Source organism: Romboutsia faecis (assembly GCF_014323405.1).
GTDB lineage: Bacteria > Bacillota > Clostridia > Peptostreptococcales > Peptostreptococcaceae > Romboutsia_E > Romboutsia_E faecis.
The window spans coordinates 1-25,828 of the sequence record NZ_JACRWE010000004.1 but is presented as its reverse complement, the minus strand read 5'-3'; the positions used below and the strand labels follow the sequence as shown (position 1 = coordinate 25,828).

Below are 25,828 nucleotides of genomic sequence, written 5' to 3'. Positions count from 1 at the left end.
TTATTAATCCTCTCCAAGTATTTTGACTTCTTCCTCTAACATTACTCCAAATTTTGCATTTACTGTACTCTTAACTACATACATTAAATCTAAAAGATCTTTAGCTGTTGCATTTCCTAAGTTAACAACAAAGCCACAGTGTTTCTCAGATACTTGTGCTCCTCTTAAAGTAAGACCTCTTAATCCACTATCTTCAATTAATTTACCGGCAAAATACCCTGGTGGTCTTTTAAATGTACTCCCTGCACTTGGTAAACTTAAAGGTTGCTTTGTAACCCTTCTTTGAGTAAAATCAGCCATCTTTTCTTTTATTTCATCATAACTACCTTTTTCTAACTCTATTACAGCAGATAAAACTATATAGTTTTCTCTTGATAGTATGCTTTTTCTATAATCAAACTCCATCTCTTCATTATTAAATTCATGTATGTTTCCATCCATATCCATAAGTCTAACAGATTTAACTATATGCTTCATTTCTCCGCCATAAGCACCTGCATTCATAGCTAATGCCCCACCTAAAGTTCCAGGTATTCCTGAAGCAAACTCAAATCCTCTTAATTCTTCTCTTAAAACAGCCTTTCCTACTATAGAAAGTAACGCTCCTGACTGTATATTAACTAAGTTTCCATCTATTTCGAAGTTGTTAAAATTATCCGATAATTCTATAACAACTCCTCTTATTCCACCATCTTTTATTAAAAGATTTGAACCATTACCTATTATTAAGTAAGGAATGTTTTCCTTTTTAATAAATTTAACTAATTCACTTAACTCTTTCTCTGTATTTGGTTTAACTAATATATCTGCAGGTCCACCTACTCTAAAAGATATATGTTTTTTCATAGGTTCATCAATTTTTATATTATTTTTATCTATTATATTTAATAAACTTTCGTATATATATTGCTTATTCATTATATTTCCTCCTAGTTTATACTATTTATTCATCATTTCTATATTTAACTATATTAATTTTATATATTTAATATAATAATGTATTAAAAAAAAAATAACAATATATATTAAAGAAGTAAAAATAATAAAAAATCCGCTTCACTCATGTCCTCAACTACTTATTAAATTACATAAATAGTCTTTTTTTACATTTTAAAATCTATTGCTATTACTAAAATATATAAGTTATCAACTAAGTTTTATATATTATAGATACGCTATACAAAAAAGCATATCTCAAAATAATTTCTATTTTGAGATATGCTTTTTCTCTATAAGTATCAGTTTTATTTTGTCGCATTACTTACTGATTTATTATTATCTTCTTTGATGTAACAGTGATAATACATAAATGGAACTATCAATGCTCCTCCTACGATATTACCTAAAGTTACAACTATTATACTTACAATAAGATTTTGTATTGCTATATTTCCACCTAATATCATTCCCATTGGTATAAAGAACATATTCGCAACACTATGCTCAAATCCACATAATACAAATAACATAATTGGAAACCAACATGAAAATATCTTAGATATAATATCTTGAGCTGCTGTAGCAAACCATACTGCTAGTACAACAACTATATTGCAAAGTATACCTCTTAAAAAAGCATCCATTAATGGAATACTTGCCTTAGCCTCTCCTATAGCTATAGCCTTTGCAGCTGCATCTCCACCTAGACTATTTGAATAATATATAAGAAGTACTAAAGCCAATGATCCAATGAAGTTAGCACACCATACTAGTCCCCAATTTCTAAACATTTTACCTATAGTTATCTTCTTATCCATAACTGCTAATGACATTAGATTGTTACCTGTAAAAAGCTCTGCCCCACAGATTACAACCAACATAAGTCCAACAGGGAACACCATTGCCCCTAAAAATTTAGCCAAACCTGCATCAAATACTCCAATTGATTGACTAATTATTATATTTGCTAAACCACCTAAACCTATGAAAAAACCTGCGAGAATTCCTAGAATCATACATGACTTTATTGAAAGATTTGCCTTTTTGATACCTGCATTTATAGTTGCTTTAGCTATTTCCCCGGGTGTTAAGAATTTTTTGTCCATAAAATTCCCCCCTTTATTAGCCTTGGTATTTTTTACTACATATTTATTATATCATTCCTTTTCTTTTTATATTAAAGCCACATTCATGTATACAATATTTTTAATCTAACTTAATTGGTATACTTGTTGTCTTTTTCCAAATTAAAACAATAATAATACATTGTTTAATGTATACAAAGATTTTTTTTTATTGTATAATATTAAATGCTGTGTCGATAATGACACTTTATATCGAAATTTATAATTTTTACAATAAAAATTTTAGGAGGAATTATTAATGTCACAAAAAATGATGTTAGCTCCAGCTGAAATAGCTCAATATACTATAGAAGCTGGTGTAAAAAAAGCAACTACACCTACTAAAAAAGTTTTAGCATCTGCATTCCTTGCAGGAGCTTATATAGCTTTTGGTGCTTTAGGTTCAATAGGTGCTGCTTACAACTTATTAGCAAACCCTGCTACTTACGGATTAGGTAAAGCATTAGCAGGACTTATGTTCCCAGCTGGTCTTATATTTGTTTTAATAGCTGGTGCGGATTTATTTACAGGTAATATACTTATAACTTTAGCTGCTTTAAAGAAAAGAGTTACTTGGGGACAAGCTTTCAAAAACTGGGCTTTAGTATGGACTGGTAACTTACTTGGTGGAATATTAGTAGCTTGGTTAGTAAGCTTATCTGGTGTATTTGATTGGAGTAATGGTTTATACGGTGGCGTTGTAGTTAAGAATGCTATTGGTAAACTTGGATTCAGCTGGACTGCTGCAATAGCGTCTGGTATATTATGTAACTGGATAGTATGTGCTACAGTTTGGATGACTTATGGTGCTAAAGATATAACTGGAAAAGTTTTAACTGGTTTCTTCGGTGTATTCTTATTCGTATGTACAGGATTTGAACACTGCGTTGCAAATATGGCTTATTTCTTCGCTGGATTATTTGCTAAATCTAATCCATTATACTTAGAAGCTGCTCATAAAACTGCAGAAGAAGCTGCAAAATTAAATATACCTAGCATGTTTATAAATAACTTAATACCTGTTACTATAGGTAATATATTAGGTGGTGCAATATTTGTTGCTGGTGTATATTATTTCTTATTCGTAAAAGAAGATAAAAATAAAGCTACTGAAAATATAGCTGCTTAATTATAAACAAAAAGAGATTGTTCTACTAAGATAGTTCAATCTCTTTTTGTTTATACTAGTATTGTGATTTATATTTATCCTTTTTAATTATTAATTTATTTTATATAATAGAATAAATCCCAAAATTTAGGAGGTGCTTCATTGTTATCATTTTTAGAGTATTCAGCTTATGAAATTATCGCTACATCTATATATATAATCAACTTCATTGTTATTCTAATTCTTATCTTTAAAGAAAAAAGAAGTATAGAGACAATAGTTGCCTGGACTGCAGTTCTTACTATTCTACCTGCTGGGGGATTTATATTATATATGTTAGTTGGTAGAGGTGTAGCAAAAGACAATATGTTTAAAATAAAAGAACAAGAAGATGAGATTATAAAAGAAAATATATCTAAGACAAAAGATATATTAAAGTATTCATCTATGCATGATAAAAATTTAAAAAATAATATAGATATGATAGATGCTCTTACTAATTCAAATAGCGCTCATTACACTAATAATAATAGTGTTAATATTTATGATCGTTCTAAAGATTTCTTTGACTCTCTTTTACTAGAGCTAAAAAATGCTAAAAGCTATATAAATATACAATTTTATATTTTTAAGGATGATAATATTGGAAATCAAATAATAGATATCCTTATTGAAAAAGCTAAAAGCGGAGTTGAAGTCAGACTCTTATATGATTCAGTTGGTAGTAGACTACTTTCAGATAAAACTTTAATAAAATTAAAAAAGAATGGTGTTAAAACCGGAGCATTCTTCCCTTCTCTACTTAAGATAGTCAACTTCAATTTGAATTATAGAAATCATCGTAAAATTGTTGTAATTGATGGTAATGTTGCATTTGTCGGAGGAAATAATGTAGGTGATGAATATTTAGGCAAAGACCCTAAGTTTGGAGAATGGCGAGACACCCATTTAAGGCTTACTGGTGGATCTGTTATTGATCTTAATACAAGATTTATTTTAGATTGGAGATACACAACTAAGGAAAATCTTGACTTAGCAAAATACTTTAACGACTACCAAACATCTAATATATACTACAATGATTCATCTAGTAATGTTGGAATTCAAATTGTTTCTAGCGGACCGGATATAACTGAATTAGATGAAATTAAATATGGATATATTAAGATGATACAAAAAGCTAGAAAATATATATATATACAAAGTCCGTACCTTATTTTAGATAGGACTTTAATTGATTCATTAAAGATAGCATGTTTATCTGGAGTTGATGTAAGAATAATGATACCATCTAAACCAGACCATCCATTTGTATATTGGGCATCTTGTTCTTATGCGGGTGAGTTGTTAAAATTTGGGGCTAAAATTTATACTTATGGTGACGATGCTTTCTTACATGCAAAAACTATAGTTATTGATGATTCTATTTGTTCCATAGGAACTGCCAATATGGATATTAGAAGTTTTGAACTTAATTTTGAGGTAAATGCTTTTATTTATTCTGAAGATGTTTCTAAGAAGCAAAGGCTAATATTTGAGAAGGATATTACTAAATCTAAATCGATGACTATAGAAATGTACAATTCTAGACCTAGATCTATTAAAATCAAAGAAGCTATTTCTAGACTACTATCTCCTCTGTTATAAAAAAATTATATATATTAATATAAAAATACTCTTAAATACAATTATATTTAATGCATTTAGGAGTATTTTTTATTATAATTAATCATAGATGTACATTGCTATTCTAAATATATGTTATAAATGTTTTCCATATATTTAACTTTCAATATTAACTATTCGATACTTTTATATACTATAATAATAATATAGTTAATAATAACAAGAAATTTATCTTAATTCATCTATGCAATTCATAAAACTCATCAACTTCGTTTATTTTCTTATTCAAATTATATTAAAATTGGGATTTTTTAATTTTAGGTGCTAGTTTATTATTTTTTATATAATAATAACTTTAAATTTAAAAGGGGGATTTTTATGTGCGATTTTGTTTCTCGCAACAAAAACTTGTTTGAAGAGTTAGATAGATTTATAGACTCTCTTCCATCTAAAAAAGGAGCTTTAATTCAAGTTTTACATACTGCTCAAGGAATTTTTGGCTATCTTCCAAAAGAAGTTCAACTCTATATAGCAGACAAACTAGAGGTTTCTCCTGCTAAGGTTTATGGCGTTGTTAGTTTCTATTCTTACTTTACTACAGAGCCTATAGGAGAATATAAAATAAGTGTTTGCCTAGGTACTGTATGTTTTGTTAAGGGTGCAGACAAGATAATAGCTGAATTTGAAAAACAGTTAGGTATTAAAGCTGGTGAAACTACTAAGGACCTTAAGTTTACTCTAGAAGGTTTGAGATGTGTTGGTGCTTGTGGACTTGCTCCAGTCGTTGTTGTAAACGGTAAAGTTTATGGACAAGTAACACCTGATAAAGTTAGTGAAATTTTAGATCATTACAGAGAACTAGAGTTAAGTTGTTAAGGGGGGATAGATAATGAGTAGAATAAATTCATTTGATGAATTAAAGAAAGCAGTTAAAGAGTTTAAACCATCTCTTCAATTAAGAGAAAACTTTACTAAAGATGATTTAGCTAAAAGAGATATACTAGTTTGCGGAGGTACTGGATGTTCATCTTCTGACAGTATGGAAATAATAGAAAATTTAAAATCTGAAATAGAAAAAGCAGGTCTTTCTGATCATGCAGAAGTTCAACTAACAGGTTGCTTTGGATTCTGTGCTAAAGGACCAATAGTTAAAGTTTATCCGGATAACGTTTTCTATGTTCAAGTTAAACCTGAAGATGCAAGAGAAATCGTTCAAGAGCATATACTTAATCACAGAGTCGTTGAAAGATTATTATTTGAAGAGCCTGCTCTAGATCATAAAAAAGTTGAAAGACATGATGAAATGTCATTCTATAAAAAACAATGTCGTGTTGCCCTTAGAAACTGTGGGCACATAAATCCTGAAAATATAAATGAGTACATAGGTAACGATGGTTATGTTGCTCTTGGAAAATGTTTAACTGAGTTAAAACCTGAAGATGTTATTGCTGAAGTAAAAACTTCTGGTTTAAGAGGTAGAGGTGGAGCTGGTTTCCCTACTGGTATCAAGTGGGAATCTACTGCTAATACTGCTCCTGGTAATAAATATGTTGTCTGTAATGCTGATGAAGGTGACCCTGGAGCATTCATGGATAGATCAGTTCTTGAAGGTGATCCTCATAGTGTGTTAGAAGCTATGGCAATATGTGGCTACTCTATTGGCGCGGATACTGGATATATATATATAAGAGCTGAATATCCTCTTGCTATAGAAAGATTAAAAGTTGCAATTGCACAAGCTGAGGAGACTGGTCTTCTTGGTAATAATATAATGGGAACTGGATTTAACTTTAATATAGAATTAAAATATGGTGCTGGTGCATTCGTATGCGGTGAAGGTACTGCTCTAATACATTCAATCGAAGGTAAACGTGGTGAACCTAGAATGAAAACTTATAGTTCATCTAAACGTGGATTATGGGACTCTCCTACTTGCTTAAATAACGTTGAAACTTTCGCTAATATTCCAGCTATAATAAATCAAGGTGCTTCTTGGTTTAATAGCTATGGTACTGAAGATTCTCCTGGTACTAAAGTGTTCGCACTTGGTGGAAAAGTAAATAACGTAGGGCTTGTTGAAGTACCAATGGGAACTACTCTAAGAGAAATAGTTTATGAAATAGGTGGAGGTATTCCTAACGGAAGAGAGTTCAAGGCTGTTCAAACTGGTGGACCATCTGGTGGATGTATATCTGCTAAAAATTTAGATACTCCTATAGATTTTAAATCCTTAAGTTCGATAGGGTCTATGATGGGATCTGGTGGTATGCTTGTTCTTGATGATTCCGACTGTATGGTTAATATATCTAAATTCTTCCTTGAGTTTACAGTTGAAGAATCTTGCGGTAAATGTACTCCTTGTCGTATAGGTAATAAAAGATTACTAGAATTACTTACTAAAATAACTGAAGGTAAAGGAACTGAAGAAGATCTTGTTGACTTAAAGGATTTAGCTACTACTATAAAAACTACTTCTTTATGCGGACTAGGTAAATGTGCTCCTAACCCAGTTTTAAGTACACTTGAATATTTCTATGATGAATATTTGGCTCATGTCAAAGATCATAAATGTCCTGCTGGTAAATGTACAGCTATGTTAGATTATTATATAACAGATGCTTGTAAAGGATGTACTATGTGTGCTAAAGTTTGTCCTGCTGGTTGCATAACTGGTAACAAAAAAGAACAACATGTTATAGATACTTCTAAGTGCTTAAAATGTGGTACTTGCATAGATAAGTGTAAATTTAACGCTATAATCACTAAGTAATTAGTTTAGGGGGGATATCAATGAGTTTAGTTAATTTAACTATAAATGGCAAAGAGGTCTCTGTACCAGCTGGTACTAAAATCCTTGATGCTGCAAAACAAGTAAATATTAATATACCTAATTTATGCCATTTAAAAATGGATGAAATAAATATGGTTAACCAATGTGCATCTTGCCGTGTATGTATGGTTAGTGCTGGAAGAGGTTTAGTTCCTGCTTGTGGTACAAATGTTAAAGAAGGTATGGTTGTTAATACTAATACTCCAGAAGCATTAAAGTTCCGTAAAAACGTTGTTGAATTATTATTATCAGATCATCCACAAGATTGTTTATCTTGTTCTAAAAACGGAAAATGTGAATTACAAGATATAGCTGCAGAATTAGGAATAAGAAAAGTAAGATTCAGAGGTGAGCAAGCTACTGCTCCAACTGATACTTCTTCTAAATCTATAGTTAAAGACCACGATAAGTGTATACTATGTAGAAGATGTGAAACTATGTGTAATGAAGTTCAAACTGTAGGTGTACTTTCTGGTGTTAATCGTGGTTTCAACACAGAGGTTGGTACATTCTTTAATTCTGATTTATGCGATACTGAATGTACATTCTGCGGTCAATGTATAAGTGTGTGTCCAACTGGAGCTTTAATGGAAAAAGACAATACATCTGAAGCTTGGGCTGCTTTATCTCAAAAAGAAAAGCCTGTAATGGTTCAAATAGCTCCTGCTGTAAGAGTTGGTATAAGTGAAGAATTTGGATTAGCTCCTGGTTCTATATCTACTGGTAAATTAGTGTCTGCTTTAAAGGCATTAGGATTTGATTATGTCTTTGATACTAACTTTGCAGCTGATTTAACTATAATGGAAGAAGGAACTGAGTTTATAGGAAGATTACAACAAAATCAAAATCTTCCTATATTAACAAGTTGCTGCCCAGCTTGGGTAAATTTTGTAGAACATGAATACCCTGATTTAATAAATCACTTATCAACTTGTAGATCTCCTCAAGGTATGTTCTCTCCAATAGCTAGGTATTATTTTGCTGATAAGGTATTAAATAAAAAACCTGATGAAGTTATAATTATATCTATAATGCCTTGTGTTGCTAAAAAATACGAAGTAGCAAGAGAAGAATTAGGCCAAGATGGAATAATTGATACAGATTTATCTATAACTGTAAGAGAATTAGCTAGAATGATAAAAGAAGCTGGTTTAGATTTAGCTAACTTAGAAGAATCTGAATTTGATAGCCCTCTTGGATATTCTACTGGTGCTGCTGATATATTTGGTGTTACTGGCGGAGTTTTAGAAGCAGCTCTTCGTACTGCTTATGAAGTAATAACTGATGAAACTCTAGAAGACATTAACTTTACTTCCGTAAGAGGTATGGAGGGAATAAAAGAAGCTAGCATAAATATAAATGGAAAGACTGTAAATGTTGCTGCCGCTAGTAGTTTAGGTAACGCCAGAGTTCTTATGGACGAATTAAGATCTGGTAAATCTAAGTATCATATTATAGAAATCATGGCTTGTCCTGGTGGATGTGTAGCTGGTGGTGGTCAACCATTCCATGGAGGAGATTATGAAAAAGTTAAAGCTAGAGGCGCTGGATTATATGAAATAGATGCACATAAACCTCTTCGTAAATCTCATGAAAACCCAGATATACAAAAATTATATGCCGAGTTCTTAGGTGAACCTAACGGCCATATAGCTCATAAGTACTTACATACTCATTACTTTGATAAAAGTAACGTATATGGTGAAATTCAAACTGAGCCAGAACTTGCTACTGATAGCTCTGCAGAATAACTAATTAAAATAAAAGGTAGTACCTTTAGTCTTAGGTACTACCTTTATATTGTGTTTAACTTAATTATATTTTTATCTCCTAAAGAAAAATCTATAACTTGTATAATTTTTAATATATATAATATTTATTTACTATCTATTAAATCTGATAATTTTTTTGTGAATTCTTGAGCTGCATCATACCCCATTCCTTTTTGCCTAAAGTTCATTGCAGCAACCTCAATAATCATTGCTGTATTTCTACCTGGCTTAACTGGAACAACTAGCTGTTCTACTTTTTCTCCTAGAATTTCTTCATACTCTTTATCTAATCCTAGTCTATCATAATACTTATTTTCATCCCATCCTTCTAAATGTATTACTAAATCTATTTTCTTAGAGGTTTTAACAGCACCTACTCCATATAAGCTTCTTACATCTATTATTCCTATTCCTCTTATCTCTAAAAAATGTCTTAGTAATTCTGGTGATTGACCAACTAAAAAACTATCATCTAATTTTCTTATTTCTACTGCATCATCGGCTACTAATCTATGACCTCTTTGGATAAGCTCCAGAGCAGTTTCTGATTTTCCTATACTACTTTCACCCTTTATTAATACACCTATCCCATATACATCTACTAAAACTCCATGTATAGTCGTATGAGGTGCTAATTTATTGTCTAAATAACTTGATAATGAATTCATAATTCTTGTTGTGTTTCTTCTCGAGCTTAAGATTACTCTATCATATTTCTTGGCTTTTTCTATTACATCTGGTTTAACTTCTAAATTTCTAGAAACGATTAGTGCAGGTATCTCATATGAAAAGAATTTATCTAACACCACTTCTCTTGTATCTGAATCCATATTACTAAAATAGTTATACTCTGCCTTACCTACTATTTGTAATCTTTCATAAGCAAAATACTCAAAATAACCTGCAAACTGTAATCCTGTTCTATTCAAGTCTTGAGAAGCAACATAATATTCCTTTCCTTCTGGCATATATACAATATCTAACTTCAAATCCTTTATAATATCATTTATTGATACCCTATCTAAGTATTCCATTCTATTTTACTATCCCTTCTTAAAAAAATTATAAACACTCTCTGCTGATGCTGTATTCATTCCCTCAACACTTGCCAATTCTTCAACACTGGCTTTTTTTATAGCATCTATATCTTTAAAGTGAGCTAATAAAGCTTTTTTTCTTTTTTCCCCTATACCTTGTATATCATCTAAAACTGACTTTGTCAAAGATTTATTTCTTAAACTTCTATGATAGCTAATAGCGAAATTATGGACTTCTTCTTGTATACTTGCTACAAATCTATACAAATTAGTAGTTTTATCTAATTCTATCTCCTTTTCCTGGGAAATTAAGCCCTTCGTTCTATGTTTATCGTCTTTATACATTCCCCATAGAGGAATTTCTACACCATACTTATCTAAAACCCTCTGAACTGAGCTTACTTGTCCTTTTCCTCCATCTAATAAAATTAAATTTGGTAAATCACCGTATTTTAGTCTTCTTTCTACTATTTCAGCCATAGAATCGTAGTCATTTGGTCCTATTACAGTTTTTATTTTATACCTTCTATATTCTTTCTTATCCTTCTTTCCATTTGTAAATACAACCATTGAACCTATTGAGTCTACCCCTTGAATATTAGAAATATCAAAAGATTCTATTCTCTTTGGAATTTCTTCTAATCCTAATAAATCTTTTAATTGATCCAATGCTCCTAAACTCTTTTCATATTTAAGCTTATTCATATCTGAAAATTTTTCAAGATATTCTATAGCATTCTTCCTAACCATATCTACTAAATTCTTTTTTTCTCCTTTTTGAGGTACTCTTATAGTTACCTTTTGACCTTTTTTAGCCGACAACCATTCTTCTAAAATAAAACTATCTTCTATTTCATCTTCTATAATTAATTCTCTAGGAATGTACTCTTGTTCCATATAGAATTGTTTTACAAAAGATCCTAAAATTGATGCCCTAGAACTGTCCATAACACCAACTAATATAAAATGTTCTCTTCCAACTATCTTACCATTTCTTATAAAGAATACTTGAACACAAGCCTCATCATGAGCTCTTGCCATAGCTATTACATCCTGATTTAGATCTGAAGTGGTAGCATCTATTTTCTGTTTTTGCATCATTTCTTCTAAACTTCTAATTTTATCTCTATATATGGCAGCTTCTTCGAAATTAAACTCCATAGCAGATTTATTCATTTTTTCTTTTAATATTTCTATTAATGTTTCTTCTTTTCCAGATAAAAACATAATTATGTCTTCTACCATCTCATTATATTCTTCTTTGGATACATTACCTGTGCAAGGCCCTACACACTTCTTTATATGCATATTTAAACATGGTCTCATATTGTTTTTTATAGCCTTATCTATATCTATATTGCATGTTCTTATAGGATAAGTATTTCTTATTATTTCTAAGGTATCATTTACTGCAGTTAAATTTGTATATGGTCCAAAATATTTTGCCTTATCTTTTAGTACTCTTCTAACTTTTAATACTCTTGGATAATCTTCATTTATAGTTACCTTTATATATGGATAAGTCTTATCATCTCTTAATAAAACATTATATTTGGGTCTATATTGCTTTATTAAGTTGCATTCAAGTATTAATGCCTCTAGCTCAGAATCAGTTATAATATACTCGAAACTTTTTATATTCTTTACCATTGATTTAACTTTTGAAGAGTGATTTTTCGATGATTGAAAATACTGCCTTACTCTATTCTTTAATGATATAGCCTTTCCAACATAAATTATATTATCAAATTGATCCTTCATTAAATATACTCCAGGCTCAGCTGGAAGCTTTTTTAATTGTTCTTGTATGTCAAACAAATTATTCCCTCCAAAACTAAAATTTATATTAAAATTATACCCTAAAAACCTAAAATATCTCCTTGTAAAAAAATACCCCCTAAACTTACATTACTATTTCTGTAATATTTAAAATAGGAGGTATTATTAAAATACTTTATATTTTATTTTTCTTCTTCAAAGTATCTTTTTAAAAATTTACCTGTATAAGATCCTTCTACTTTAGAAACCTCTTTTGGAGTTCCTTTTGCAATTATAGTTCCACCTTTATCTCCACCTTCTGGACCTAAGTCGATTATATAATCACAAGTTTTTATAACATCTAAGTTATGCTCTATAACAACGATAGTATTTCCTGTATCTGCTAACCTTTGTAATACATCTATAAGCTTATCTACATCAGCCATATGAAGACCAGTAGTAGGTTCATCTAAAATATATAAAGTTTTACCAGTAGGTCTTTTACTTAATTCTGTAGCTAGCTTAATTCTTTGAGCTTCACCACCTGATAATTGAGTTGAAGGTTGACCTAGTTTTATATATGAAAGACCAACATCCATTAAAGTCTCAAGCTTTCTTTTTATATTTGGAATATTTTCAAAAAATGTAAGAGCTTCCTCTACATTCATATCTAATATGTCAGCTATCGTCTTATCTTTGTATTTAACTTGTAAAGTTTCTCTATTATATCTTTCTCCTTTACAAACTTCACAAGGTACGTAAACATCTGGTAAGAAATGCATTTCAATTTTAATTATACCGTCACCCTTACAAGCCTCACATCTTCCACCTTTTACATTAAAACTAAATCTACCCTTTTTATAGCCTCTAGCTTTAGCTTCATTAGTAGCAGCAAATATATCTCTTATTTGATCAAATACACCTGTATAAGTTGCTGGATTTGATCTTGGAGTTCTACCTATTGGGCTTTGATCTATATTTATTACTTTATCTATATTTTCTATACCTTTTATTTCTTTATGTTTACCTGGTCTTTCTCTAAGTCTATTTACCTTAGCAGCAATACCTGTATATAAGATATCATTTATTAATGTACTTTTTCCTGACCCTGAAACTCCAGTAACACATATAAATTTACCCAATGGGAATTTGGCATTTATATTTTTTAAGTTATTTTCACTTGCTCTAACTACCTCTATAAAACTTCCATTTCCTTCTCTAGTTTTTTCAGGAATTACTATCTGTTTCTTTCCACTTAGATACTGACCTGTAATAGAGTTTTCATTTTCTAAAATTTCATCTAAAGTACCTTGAGCTACTATTTCTCCACCATGAACACCTGCTCCTGGACCTATATCCACTATATAATCAGCTTCCTTCATAGTATCTTCATCATGCTCTACTACTATAAGCGTATTTCCTAAATCAGTTAAATGCCTTAAAGTAGCGATAAGTCTATCATTATCTCTTTGATGTAGTCCTATACTTGGTTCATCTAGAACATATAATACACCTACAAGAGCAGAACCTATTTGAGTAGCAAGTCTTATACGTTGTGCTTCTCCTCCCGATAAAGTCCCTGCTTTTCTAGATAGATTTAAATAATCTAGACCAACATCTTTTAAGAAAGATGCTCTTCCCTTTATTTCTTTTAATATTTCATGAGCTATAAATTTTTGTTTTTCTGTAAGCTCTATATTCTCTATATAATCTATAAGTTCATTAATTGATAAATCAGTTACATCCATTATATTCTTATTATCAACTAATACAGATAAAACTTCTTTTCTAAGCCTTGAACCTTTACATTTTGGACAAGGTCTTTCTGCCATAAACTCTTCTATCTTATCTCTAGAATAATCAGAGTTAGTTTCTCTATATCTTCTCTCTAAGTTTACTATAACACCTTCAAATGGAGCTTTATATTCTCTTCTACCTCCAAACTTAGATTCAAATATAAACTCTACCATTACATTATTTTCTCCATAAAGTAATTCTTGAACAAAATCTTCTGGTAAGTCTTTAAATGGTGTATCTAGTGACACATTAAAATGTGCAGCTAAACTTTGTACCATTTTACTATAGTACGTATCATCACTTGTACTTACTGAACCCCAAGCAGCTATTGCACCTTGCTTTATTGATAATTCTTTATTTGGTATAACTAAGTCAGGATCAACTTCTTTACTTTCTCCTAATCCATTACAAACAGTACAAGCACCAAAAGGAGCATTAAATGAGAACATTCTTGGCGATAACTCTTCTATACCTATTCCATGTTCTGGACAAGCAAACTTAGTAGAATAAAGAATTTCTTCTCCATCAATGATTTGAGCAATAACAAGTCCATCTGATAATTTAACTGCAGTTTCTATTGAATCTGCTAATCTTGACTCAATTCCGTCTTTTACGATTATTCTATCTACTACAACTTCTATATTATGTTTTTGATTCTTGTTTAAATCAAATTCATCAGTAACTTCATAGTTTTCTCCATCTACCCTTATTCTTACGAAGCCATCTTTTTTAATATTTTCTATGACCTTTTTATGAGTTCCTTTTTGACCTCTAACTACTGGTGATAATATCTGTAACTTTGTTCTTTCTGGAAACTCTAATATTTTATCTACTATTTCTTGAATAGTCATTTGACTTATTTTTTCACCACATACAGGACAATGGACTTCTCCTACTCTAGCAAATAGTAATCTTAAATAATCATATATTTCAGTAACTGTTCCCACTGTAGAACGAGGATTTTTTGATGTTGTTTTTTGATCTATTGATATTGCTGGAGATAGACCTTCTATATATTCTACATTAGGTTTTTCCATTTGTCCTAAAAACTGTCTTGCATATGCAGATAAACTTTCTACATATCTTCTTTGACCTTCAGCATAAATAGTATCAAATGCTAAAGATGATTTTCCCGAACCTGATAACCCTGTGAAAACAATGAATTTATTTCTAGGAAGTTCTAAATTAACATCTTTTAGATTATGTTCTTTTGCGCCTTTAATTACAATTTTGTCTTCCATTAATCTTTTATCCTTTCCTCTAGTTGTTTTATTTTATCTCTAAGCTCTGCTGCTCTTTCAAATTGTAGATTCTGTGCAGCATCCATCATTTCAGCTTGTAGAGTTGCTATATTATTTTTAATTTCCTCTATATCATTAGTATCCTTAATTCCGTATACTACCTCTTCATCTGCTACCTTAGTAGCTTCTATACTATCTCTAACACGTTTTTGTATAGTTTTTGGAACTATACCATGCTCTTTATTGTATAAAGATTGTATTTCTCTTCTTCTCTTAGTTTCTTCTATTGTTGCTTGCATAGATCTAGTTATCTTATCTGCATACATTATAACTTTACCTTCTGAATTTCTTGCAGCACGTCCTACTGTTTGTATTAAAGAAGTTTCAGAACGTAAGAAACCTTCCTTATCTGCATCTAAAATTGCAACTAATGATACTTCTGGTATATCTAAACCTTCTCTTAATAAGTTTATTCCTACTAAAACATCAAACTTACCTAATCTTAAATCTCTTATAATTTCTGTTCTTTCTAAAGTATCTATATCAGAGTGCAAGTACTTAACTTTTATACCAATTTCTTTCAAATAGTTAGTAAGATCTTCACTCATCTTCTTAGTTAATGTAGTAATTAATACTCTCTCACCCTTTTCTATAACAGTATTAATCTCTCCAACTAAATTATCTATTTGGTTTTCTATAGGTCTTACTTCTATAATAGGGTCTAATAATCCAGTAGGTCTTATTATTTGTTCTGCTATGGTTGTAGAATGCTCTATTTCGTAAGGTCCTGGTGTAGCAGTTACAAATAGAATTTGATTTATATTTTCTTCAAATTCATTAAAATTTAAAGGTCTATTATCATAAGCTGATGGTAATCTAAATCCATTGTCTATAAGTGATGTTTTTCTTGATCTATCTCCTCCATACATTCCTCTTACCTGAGGTATCGTAACGTGAGACTCGTCTACTATCATTAAATAATCATCTGGGAAGAAATCCATTAAAGTATATGGCTTTTCCCCTTCTTTCCTGCCTGTTACATGTCTAGAATAGTTTTCAATTCCCTGGCAGAATCCAATTTCCTTTAACATTTCTATATCGTATTTCGTTCTTTGTTCTATTCTTTGAGCTTCTAGTAATTTATCATTTTCTTTAAAATACTTAACTCTTTCTTCAAGCTCTTTTTCTATCCTTATAATTGCTTGTTCAATTCTTTCTGGTGTTGTTACGTAATGAGATGCAGGGAATATAACTACATGGTTTCTAACTCCTGCAATTTTTCCTGTTACATAATCTATCTCAGTAATTCTATCTATTTCATCGCCGAAGAATTCTATTCTAATAGCTTTTTCATCATTACTAGCTGGGAATATCTCTAGAATATCTCCTCTTACTCTAAATGTACCTCTGACAAAGTTAATATCGTTTCTTTCGTATTGAATCTCTATTAAACGTTTTATAATCTCATCCCTATCTTTTTGCATACCTGGTCTTAATGATACCATCAATTCTTTATAATCTTCTGGATCTCCTAAACCATAAATACATGACACAGATGATATTATAATTACATCTCTTCTTTCTAAAATTGATGCAGTAGCGGAATGTCTTAACTTATCTATTTCGTCATTAATACTAGCATCTTTTTCAATATATGTATCACTATGAGCTACATAAGCTTCTGGCTGATAATAATCATAGTAACTTACAAAATATTCAACTGCATTATCTGGAAAGAACTCTTTAAATTCGCTATAAAGCTGTGCTGCTAAAGTTTTATTATGTGCAAGTATCAACGTTGGCTTTTTTACCTCTTGTATAATATTTGCCATTGTAAATGTTTTTCCCGAACCTGTAACTCCTAATAAAGTTGAAAACTTTTCATCATTGTTTATAGCAGTAACAATCGATTTTATTGCTTCTGGTTGATCTCCTGTAGGCTTAAAATCTGAGCTTATTTTAAAATCCACAATATCACTCCTTTCCGAACATTCGTTCCTAATAAGTATAATTATATCATAATATAAACTCTATCCTCAATTTATAGAACATTTTTTACATATTTTACCCAATTTAATTAATTTTAAATCCTACCAAATCATGAGACTAATTTAAAAAACGTCTCTAGATATTTAATTTCATCCAGAAACGCTTTTTTTATTTTTATATTTTAATTTTTAAAAACTATAATAACTTTAAATAAATCTCCATCTGTACTCACTTCAAAACTTCCGCCTTGAAGTTCTACAAAGCTTTTAGCTATTGCAAGTCCAAGACCACTTCCTTCAGTATTCCTAGATTTATCTCCTCTTACAAACCTATCTGTTATATAGTTTACATCATAATCTATTTCCTCAGCTGCTATATTTTTAAAACTTATAGTTACGTTATCTAATCCCTCTAATATATCAATATAAACTCTTGATCCTTTCATTGAGTATTTAGTTATATTTAATATAAGATTTTCAAATACTCTAAAAGTTCGTTGACTATCCAATTTAAGAACTACCTTGTCGCTAGGTAAATTTTTCTTTATTATTAAATCCGATTCATTTATCTTATCACTTAACTCTAATAAAGTTTGTTTCATAAGAGATACTATATCTACATCAATAATATTTAGATTTATATCGCCACTTGTAGCTTTACTTACTTCAAATAAATCTTCTATCAAATCCTTTAGCCTTTGAGATTTCCTATCTAATACTTCTAAATATTCCTCACGATTTCCACAACTTAAGTTTTCATCTTTTAGTAAGTCTATATAAGTTATTATAGAAGTTAATGGTGTTTTTAAATCATGACTTACATTTGATATAAGTTCTGTTTTCATCTTTTGACTCTTCAATTCTTCTCTTACAGCAGTTTTGAATCCTTTTTGTATCTGCGTTATCTCATCTTTTAATGAGTTAAATATACCTAGATCCTCTTTATTATTAATATCTAAATTCCCATTTGCTATTTCATTAGTTAATTTAAGCAAATCATTATAATCATTATTAATCTTTTCATACTTTTTTCTTAAAATTGAAAATATCACTACTGTGTAAATAATCGCCACTATTATACCAAATATCCACATGGTACATATTAATGATATAATCAATAAGTTTATTAAAAGAAGTTTAACTAATTTAGAATTGTTTTTATTAGCTAAATCAAAATCCGTTAATTGGTTCCAACCTTTTTTTATAGCTGTTAAAATCCTTAAAATAAATTTAATTATGATAGAGTTTTCCCTTAAATACAACCTTACCTTTTTTCTCTTTATATGTTTTAATATAAATATTCCGATTGATATTATACTAAACCATATTGCAAAATAAATAATGTTCAATGAGTAAGTAATTAGATTTTTTATCTGATTATTTAATTCTAATTGAACTAAGTTTATTAATTCTCCCTTTATAGAGGTTACCATTATAATTTCAGACGAATTATATATAAATGCTATTGCACAAGATACTATTATTATTAAAATTTCTACTGGTATATTTACTATTACTTTAAATATTTTTATATCTTTTACTTCTTTATATGGAACTAATAATGATACAAATATAATAAATATTATAGCTATATTTATAAATAAATAAGACGCTTGTGAATATGCATAATACTCTTCATTTTGCATAATATAAGATATATGATCAGAAAATATTAAATTGTGTGGCACTGCATATATGTATGTCATATTCTTTATAGGATTAATTTTTGCACCCTCTAGTGAAGAAATTTCAAATTCATAATTGTCTCTTTGTAGTTCATCAAGCTTACCTAATATTTCATTTTTATTTGCATTATAACTATTTGATATACTCATGTTTCCATTTTCATCATAATCTATTATCACATAAAACTCATATATTTTCTTAAATTCACTAATTTTATCTGAGCTAGATTCATCATTTATTAACTCTTCTAATTTTAAATTACTTCTTTCTACAACTACACTATTACTTTTGTTTACGGCATAATATTCCAAGTTTGCTAATCGATCTTTTAAATCATCAGTCCAATTATATATATTTTCATTAAATACTTTTTCATAGTTATTTATTCTATATCGATCATCCTTAACTGATTTTAAATTTAACAAAAGTTGTGATGGGTTTAATACTTCTTCACCATTATTTTTATATGTACTATAATACAATGCATAATTACTTCTATTTATATATTTTAAGAAATGGTGTTCCGACTCAAATACATTGTAACTAAATTTAGTACTATCTTTTTCTATTTTAGGATATGCTGTACAAACTCCTATAGCACTAATTAATATGCTTAATATCAAAATTATTTTTACTATAAATTTATTGTTTTTCAATTTTATATCCAACTCCCCATACTACCTTCAAATACTTCGGATTTTTAGGATTTATTTCTATTTTTTCTCTTATATTTCTAATATGAACCATTATTGTATCTGTATTTACAGCTCTTTCCTTCCATACTTTTTCATATATATCTTCAGCTGAAAATACGATCCCAGGATTTTTTATCATTAACTCTAAAATCTTAAACTCTATAGGAGTAGTTTTTATAATCTTTCCATCAATAGTTACATCTTTTGTACTGCTATCTAATTCAAGACCTCCTACAGTATATAGATTTCTATTTATAATATTATTTTCTTTCATATCTAGAAATTTTTTATATCGTCTTAATTGTGAATTTACTCTAGCCAGTAATTCTAATGGTTTAAATGGCTTACTTACATAGTCATCTGCGCCTATGTTTAATCCTGTTATTTTATCTATTTCTTCTGATTTAGCTGATAACATGATTATTGGAAAATCATAATCTAATCTTACTTTCATAGTAAATGTTATTCCATCCATTTTAGGCATCATTATATCTACTATAGCTAAATGTATATTTTCCTTTTCTAAAATTTCAAGTCCATCTATACCATTATTACCTAAAAACACATTATAGCCTTGATTCAATAAATAAGCCTCTATAGCTTTTGCTATATCTACTTCATCTTCCACAACTAAAATATTATATGAATTCATATTATTACCTCACATTTTTAAAATTTCATGATTATATAATATCATAAATATATCATCTCCTTTTTACATAATTTAGTAAGTTTGTCTGTTATAACTATATAGTAAATAAAAACTCTAAAGATAAAGTTTATATAATTCTAAAGATTTTCTAAAGATAAAAAAATAAAGATCTCTATGGGGGATAGAGATCTTATTAAATGGGGGAGATTGAGTAATTTTTATTTATTAAGTTTTACATATGTATTATATCCTTCCTAAAAAATATTTATACAATTTTTTTAATTTTTTTTATCTTTTTAATAAAGTACAGTATAATTTACTTAAGGAATAATATTCAAAAGGGGGATTTAATAAAGATGCTAATAATAAAAATAGCTTTAATTCTATTTTTAGCTTTTAACATATTTACATACGTTAGAAGAATAATTGCACCAAAGATAACTCAAAAAGAAGAGCATTTAATCAAGATAGAAACTATGTCACTTAAGTTTGTTTCTATAATTGAAATTCTAGCTTCTTCTACAGTTATAATATATTTAATTTTTAATGAATTAAATTTTATGTCATTACTTCGTTTATTCTTATTTATAGCGTGTATAAAAATTACATTAGCATGTTTAATAGCTTTTGTAGTTTATAAAATGAATTATAAACCAGCAAAAAAATAATCTTAACAGGGGGATAATATTTAAAATGATAAAAGTTTTAACTAATACTAGTATTTTTATGAAAGACGGTAAAATCTCTAATTCAGGAGGGAAAATTAATATACCAAAAGGATATTATGCTGTTCCAGGTTTTATAGATACACATATACATGGTTCTCATGGTGCAGATGCTATGGACGGAACTTTCGAATCTTTAGACCATATAGTCAAAACACTAGCTAAGGAAGGCGTAACGTCTTTTTTACCAACTACTATGACTCAAGAGATAAGTAATATAAATAAAGCTTTAAATAATATATCAAGTTATATGAATAATAATAACATAGCTGGACAGCCAGAGATATTAGGTATCCATCTAGAAGGTCCTTTTATAAACTGTCATCATAAGGGTGCTCAACCAGAGAAATTTATACTAGATCCTACAGTTGAATCTTTCAAGATATTTGAGAAAGAAGCTAATAATAATATAAGAAAGGTTACTTATGCTCCAGAGTTAGATAAGAACTTTGAGTTTACTAAATACCTTTCTGAAAATAATATAATTCCATCAGTAGGACATAGTTCTGCTAATTTTGAAGATATAGAAAAAGCTATTTCTTTTGGACTTAGTAGTGTTACTCACTTCCATAATGGGCAAAGTCCTCATCATCACAGAACTCCAGGTGTTGTAACTGCTGGATTTGCTTTTGATGAGTTAAATACTGAAATTATCGTTGATGGTATTCACCTTCACCCTAATACTGTAAAATCAGTGGTTAAAATTAAAGGACCTAATAATGTAACATTAATTACTGATGCTATGGAAGCAAAAGGACTAGAAGATGGAGAGTATAAATTAGGTGGACAAAAAGTTATAAAAATTAAAAATGAAGTTAGATTAGAATCTGGTTCTTTAGCTGGAAGTGTTAATACTATGATAAATAGTGTTAAAAATGTAATAGAATTCTCAGGATGTTCTCTAGATGATGCCATTACTATGGCATGTATTAACCCTGCAAAAGAGTTAGGAATACTTACTAGAAAAGGTAGCTTAGATATAGGTAAAGATGCTGATATAGTTATACTTGATAGCGAATTCAATGTAGTAAAAACTATATGTCGAGGTAAAGTCGCTTTTGAAATATAATATACAGATAAAAATAGAAAAGCAGTGATAATTCAAGATTATCACTGCTTTTCTATTTTTATTAAAAGTTTATTTTATACAAATATACCGAAGTATCCACCAACTAATCCTATTAATACTAATAATCCAATATTTAATAATGGACTTACATTCTTCTTAACTAAACTATACATCATAAATGTTAAGCATAATGGTAATAAGCAAGGCATTATACTATCTAATACTTCTTGAACTACTACACTAGTTTCACCTATTGGTATTTCCAATGCTACGTTAACACCAACATAAGAAGCTATTAAAGCACCTACAACTATTAAACCTAATATTGTAGCAGAACGAGTAAACTGCTTAGCAAACTTAGTCATAGCTTGGATACCATCCATCCCTACTTTGTATGACCAATGCATTAACCAATATCTTAAAGCAAACTGAACTACGTTAAATAGTAGCAAGAATATAATTGGTCCTAAAATACTTCCTTGTAACGCTAAGTTAGCACCTATACCAGCAGCTATTGGAGTTAAAGTAAACCAGAATATAGCATCTCCGATTCCTCCTAAAGGTCCCATTGCTGCAACCCTTAATGCTCTTATTGTTTGTACATCAGTTTTCTTTTGCTCTAATGATAATACTATCCCCATAACAAATGTTACTAAGAATGGATGAGTATTAAAGAACTCTAAGTTGTGAGTCATTGATGTTGATAAATCTTCTTTATTTTTATGGATTTCTTGTAATCCAGGTAGTATACCATATAACCATCCACAAGCTTGCATTCTTTCATAGTTGAATGATGCTTGTAAGAATAATGATCTCCAAACCATTTTATTAAGTATTTTATTACTTAACTTTGGAGCTTCTTGCTTATCTACATAATATTCTTTTGCTTTAGATGCCATCAGTATCAGCCTCCTTTACATGTGGTACATTTCTTGTATTCATTTGGAAATCATACACTGCTACAGCAACTCCTATAAATGCAACTGCAAGCAATGGTAATTGCATATAAGCAACAAATACAAATCCTACAAATAAGAACATTGCTAATTCCTTACTGTACATAACTCTTAATAACATACCAAATCCTAGAGCTGGCATCATCTTACCTGCTGCACCTAATCCTGCGAATACCCAAACTGGTATTGTTTCTGATAATTGTTTACCTATTGCTGAACCTGCTACTAAACCTGCTAAAACTATTACAGCAAATAATACTGCTAATAATCCCATTGTTAAGTAGTTTAATCTTACTATTCCACTTGGATTTGCTTCTTCTGCATATTTTTCTGCTTTAACCATTAATGGAGATACCACTGTAAATAAAGCAGTAACAGCATATTGTCCAAGTAATGCAAATGGTATTGCAAGTGGTAATGCTGCTGCTACATCAAGTTTTAAGCTTATACCAAATACGGTTGCCATTATCCCCCCTATAACAGCATTTGGTGGTTGAGCTCCACCTACTGGCATAGCTCCTATCATCATAAGTTCATATGATGCACCTATCATAAGTCCTGTTTGTAAATCTCCCATGATAGCTCCTATTATAGGACCAATAACTATAGGTCTATAAATAGACTCTAAGAAGTTAAATTGGTCTATAGCTGCTATCATTGTTACAATAAGTATTAGTGCAATTTGACCAAAACTTAAATCCATGATAATTCCCCCTATTCAAATAATTTATTTATATCTTCTGCTGATTCTGATGGAACACGACGTATCTCTAATTCAACACCTAATTCTTTTAATTTTTTAAATGCATCTACGTCACTTTGATCCACACAAACAGCCTTAGATACCTGTTTTTTGCCTTCAGCCATATGCATATTACCTATATTAACTTTTTTTATAGGTACACCACCCTCTACTAATTTTAAAACATCTTGAGGACTTTCACATATTAAAGCTATCATTTGAGAAGGACTTGCTTTATGTATTATATTTATAGTTTTTTCTATAGAGAAATATCTAGTCTGAGCAGCTGCTGGTGCCGCCATATCCATTAAACTTTGTCTAAATTCATCTTTTGAAACTTCATCATTAGCAACTAATAATAAATTCGCACCTACACTTGCAGTCCACATTGTTGCAACTTGACCATGGATTAATCTATTGTCTATTCTTGTTAATACTATATTTGGCATTAAAATATCCCCCTTTTAAACTGTAATTTTATATTAATCTTATTAGAAAATCTTCTAACTGATTAATATAAAAATTAATTTATATATATTTTTTCTTGTATTTATAAATTTTTTAATAATCATACATTTATATCACACATCGTATATATACGACATAATATAATACTAAATTACCCCTTTATTAATTCTAATTTGTTCTAAATATACATCTTTACTACAAATTACCACAAATATGTAAACGTTTTCTACATTATTATACATTTTCATCATTTTGTAGAAATTACCTATATAGAAAATGTATATTCATAAATTTTATTCTATATACCTTCCTCTGCCATTTCTTGAGCTTGATTTTTTTTAGTTAATTTAAATGAATCTATATTAGATTTTCCAATTTTAGCAATTGAATCATTGTCCAATTCTATATCGAACTGTGAATTCATACAAGTTTCTATTATCATAGCCATATTTGTACCATAGAAAACTTCTATTCTATCATCCTCTAATTTTAACTCACAAGCAACTTTAAATGGAGTTCCACCAACTACATCTGTAAAAAAGAAAATCTTATCCTTATCCCTTAACTTTTCTAATTCTAATCTAACCTCTGCTTTAAACTCTTCAGGTGATTTTTCTGATGTAAAATCTCCATATTTAACGAAATCATACTTACCAGCTATAATCTCCAACGTACTATTAAGTCCGGATCCAAAGTTGCCATGTCCTATTATTATTATTCCGTTCATAAACACCTCCTGATATCTACATTAATTTTTGTGAAATATATAAATTTAATTGATGTATATCTAGCAATCTTTACAATGTAATTGTAGCAATATATATTTTAATGTGCAATTTATTTATCATAAAAATATTATTTATTACCTTTTTTTAGTTTCATCAATATAAAATGATAATTATAATATGAATTCTATTTTAAGTTTAAATTTAAAACTATATAAAAAATAAAATGAGCGTATCAAATCAAATTTTATTTAATAAATTTATTTTGAATTACGCTCATTAATTTTCTGTTTTACATTAATTTTCCTCTATTAGTATAATCCTTATGTTCACCACTATAATAATCTAATTCAGCAGTAACCCTTATAGTATGTCTATTTTTATTGTAGTTTATTTTTATGTCTTCAAAATTAGCATCATCTGAATTATTTCTTAAATAATTCCTAACTAAATCTTCTCCTGATTTTAAGTCTACATCTTCATATGTTCCGAAATAAGCTCCATCGCCTATTTCTAATGTTAAATCATACTTCCCATCTTCACGTTTTTTTCTCATTTCTCTCATATTGTCCATAAATTTATCTCCTTTAATAAATAATATGCTTATAATTAAGTTGTCCATATGCAAATTTTTTATTAAAAAAAATAAATATATCTTTATAATTTAAATATAAAGATATATTTATTTTAAGTTTAACTTATGGATAATATTTATACAAATATGTATTTTTATAATAAGCTAAATTATATTTGAACAATAAAAAAAAGATCACGTGGCTACGTCTTACTCTCCCAGGAGGTTGCCCCCCAAGTACCATCAGCGCTAAAGAGCTTAACTTCTGTGTTCGGAATGGGAACAGGTGTATCCTCTTTGCTATAGTAACCACATA

General features: G+C 29.4%; 20 protein-coding genes and 1 rRNA gene. 7 read left to right on the top strand and 14 right to left on the bottom strand.

From position 1 onward, the window contains the following. Positions 1-3 precede the first annotated feature (3 nt). Both murB and H8923_RS09350 read right to left on the bottom strand, forming a co-directional pair. Positions 4-918, bottom strand: coding sequence for a UDP-N-acetylmuramate dehydrogenase (gene murB / locus H8923_RS09355; RefSeq protein WP_153972291.1), 915 nt, complete (start codon positions 916-918; stop codon positions 4-6). 326 nt (positions 919-1,244) lie between these two features. After that, positions 1,245-2,045, bottom strand: coding sequence for a formate/nitrite transporter family protein (locus H8923_RS09350; RefSeq protein WP_153972292.1), 801 nt, complete (start codon positions 2,043-2,045; stop codon positions 1,245-1,247). Positions 2,046-2,322: 277 nt separating this feature from the next. Between H8923_RS09350 and H8923_RS09345 the strand changes: the two genes are divergently transcribed. The 5 genes from H8923_RS09345 to H8923_RS09325 all read left to right on the top strand — a co-directional run bounded on the left by H8923_RS09345 (position 2,323) and on the right by H8923_RS09325 (position 9,378). After that, complete coding sequence (locus H8923_RS09345; RefSeq protein ID WP_153972293.1) at positions 2,323-3,192, top strand: formate/nitrite transporter family protein; 870 nt, start codon at positions 2,323-2,325, stop codon at positions 3,190-3,192. 141 nt (positions 3,193-3,333) lie between these two features. Next, entirely contained in the window at positions 3,334-4,818 is a 1,485-nt protein-coding gene (gene cls, locus H8923_RS09340) for a cardiolipin synthase (protein WP_153972294.1), read from the top strand. A 357-nt stretch (positions 4,819-5,175) separates the two neighbouring features. Then, on the top strand, positions 5,176-5,673 hold the full coding sequence (locus tag H8923_RS09335; protein ID WP_153972295.1) for an NADH-quinone oxidoreductase subunit NuoE family protein: 498 nt from the start codon (positions 5,176-5,178) through the stop codon (positions 5,671-5,673). A gap of 13 nt (positions 5,674-5,686) precedes the next feature. After that, positions 5,687-7,567, top strand: coding sequence for an NADH-quinone oxidoreductase subunit NuoF (locus H8923_RS09330; RefSeq protein ID WP_153972296.1), 1,881 nt, complete (start codon positions 5,687-5,689; stop codon positions 7,565-7,567). Between the two features lie 20 nt (positions 7,568-7,587). Further along, a complete protein-coding gene (locus tag H8923_RS09325) occupies positions 7,588-9,378 on the top strand; it encodes an NADH-dependent [FeFe] hydrogenase, group A6 (protein ID WP_153972297.1) in 1,791 nt (596 codons plus the stop codon). A 125-nt stretch (positions 9,379-9,503) separates the two neighbouring features. On the opposite strand, the gene hprK is transcribed toward H8923_RS09325, so the two are convergent. From hprK to H8923_RS09295, 6 genes are all read right to left on the bottom strand, one after another. Beyond that, positions 9,504-10,433 carry an HPr(Ser) kinase/phosphatase gene (gene hprK, locus H8923_RS09320; protein ID WP_153972298.1) on the bottom strand — a complete coding sequence of 310 codons (930 nt, stop codon included), beginning with the start codon at positions 10,431-10,433 and terminating at the stop codon, positions 9,504-9,506. Between the two features lie 9 nt (positions 10,434-10,442). Beyond that, positions 10,443-12,254: an excinuclease ABC subunit UvrC gene (uvrC, locus tag H8923_RS09315; protein WP_153972299.1), complete on the bottom strand. Its 1,812-nt coding sequence runs from the start codon at positions 12,252-12,254 to the stop codon at positions 10,443-10,445. A 143-nt stretch (positions 12,255-12,397) separates the two neighbouring features. Beyond that, positions 12,398-15,232: an excinuclease ABC subunit UvrA gene (uvrA, locus tag H8923_RS09310; protein WP_153972300.1), complete on the bottom strand. Its 2,835-nt coding sequence runs from the start codon at positions 15,230-15,232 to the stop codon at positions 12,398-12,400. Further along, positions 15,232-17,202, bottom strand: coding sequence for an excinuclease ABC subunit UvrB (uvrB, locus tag H8923_RS09305; protein WP_187127904.1), 1,971 nt, complete (start codon positions 17,200-17,202; stop codon positions 15,232-15,234). Before uvrB ends, uvrA begins: the two co-directional genes overlap by 1 nt. A 200-nt stretch (positions 17,203-17,402) precedes the next feature. Continuing rightward, a complete protein-coding gene (locus tag H8923_RS09300) occupies positions 17,403-19,562 on the bottom strand; it encodes a sensor histidine kinase (protein ID WP_153972301.1) in 2,160 nt (719 codons plus the stop codon). Then, positions 19,549-20,253: a response regulator transcription factor gene (locus H8923_RS09295; RefSeq protein ID WP_153972302.1), complete on the bottom strand. Its 705-nt coding sequence runs from the start codon at positions 20,251-20,253 to the stop codon at positions 19,549-19,551. Before H8923_RS09295 ends, H8923_RS09300 begins: the two co-directional genes overlap by 14 nt. A 356-nt stretch (positions 20,254-20,609) precedes the next feature. Here H8923_RS09295 and H8923_RS09290 point away from each other — a divergent pair, with 356 nt between their 5' ends. Further along, positions 20,610-20,921 carry a hypothetical protein gene (locus tag H8923_RS09290; RefSeq protein ID WP_153972303.1) on the top strand — a complete coding sequence of 104 codons (312 nt, stop codon included), beginning with the start codon at positions 20,610-20,612 and terminating at the stop codon, positions 20,919-20,921. Next, complete coding sequence (gene nagA / locus H8923_RS09285; RefSeq protein WP_317982869.1) at positions 20,899-22,047, top strand: N-acetylglucosamine-6-phosphate deacetylase; 1,149 nt, start codon at positions 20,899-20,901, stop codon at positions 22,045-22,047. The genes H8923_RS09290 and nagA overlap by 23 nt, the downstream gene beginning before the upstream one ends. Positions 22,048-22,121: 74 nt before the next feature. Here the strand turns inward: nagA and H8923_RS09280 are convergent, their stop codons facing one another. The 6 genes from H8923_RS09280 to rrf form a co-directional block, all read right to left on the bottom strand. Next, positions 22,122-22,946 carry a PTS system mannose/fructose/sorbose family transporter subunit IID gene (locus tag H8923_RS09280; RefSeq protein ID WP_153972305.1) on the bottom strand — a complete coding sequence of 275 codons (825 nt, stop codon included), beginning with the start codon at positions 22,944-22,946 and terminating at the stop codon, positions 22,122-22,124. Then, positions 22,936-23,706 carry a PTS mannose/fructose/sorbose/N-acetylgalactosamine transporter subunit IIC gene (locus H8923_RS09275; protein WP_153972306.1) on the bottom strand — a complete coding sequence of 257 codons (771 nt, stop codon included), beginning with the start codon at positions 23,704-23,706 and terminating at the stop codon, positions 22,936-22,938. The genes H8923_RS09280 and H8923_RS09275 overlap by 11 nt, the downstream gene beginning before the upstream one ends. An 11-nt stretch (positions 23,707-23,717) precedes the next feature. After that, entirely contained in the window at positions 23,718-24,194 is a 477-nt protein-coding gene (gene agaB, locus H8923_RS09270; protein ID WP_153972307.1) for a PTS galactosamine transporter subunit IIB, read from the bottom strand. Between the two features lie 317 nt (positions 24,195-24,511). Continuing rightward, positions 24,512-24,940, bottom strand: coding sequence for a PTS sugar transporter subunit IIA (locus H8923_RS09265; RefSeq protein WP_153972308.1), 429 nt, complete (start codon positions 24,938-24,940; stop codon positions 24,512-24,514). A gap of 290 nt (positions 24,941-25,230) precedes the next feature. Next, complete coding sequence (locus H8923_RS09260; RefSeq protein WP_153972309.1) at positions 25,231-25,512, bottom strand: hypothetical protein; 282 nt, start codon at positions 25,510-25,512, stop codon at positions 25,231-25,233. 197 nt (positions 25,513-25,709) lie between these two features. Further along, positions 25,710-25,826, bottom strand: a 5S ribosomal RNA gene (rrf, locus tag H8923_RS09255). Between the last annotated feature and the right edge of the window lie 2 nt (positions 25,827-25,828).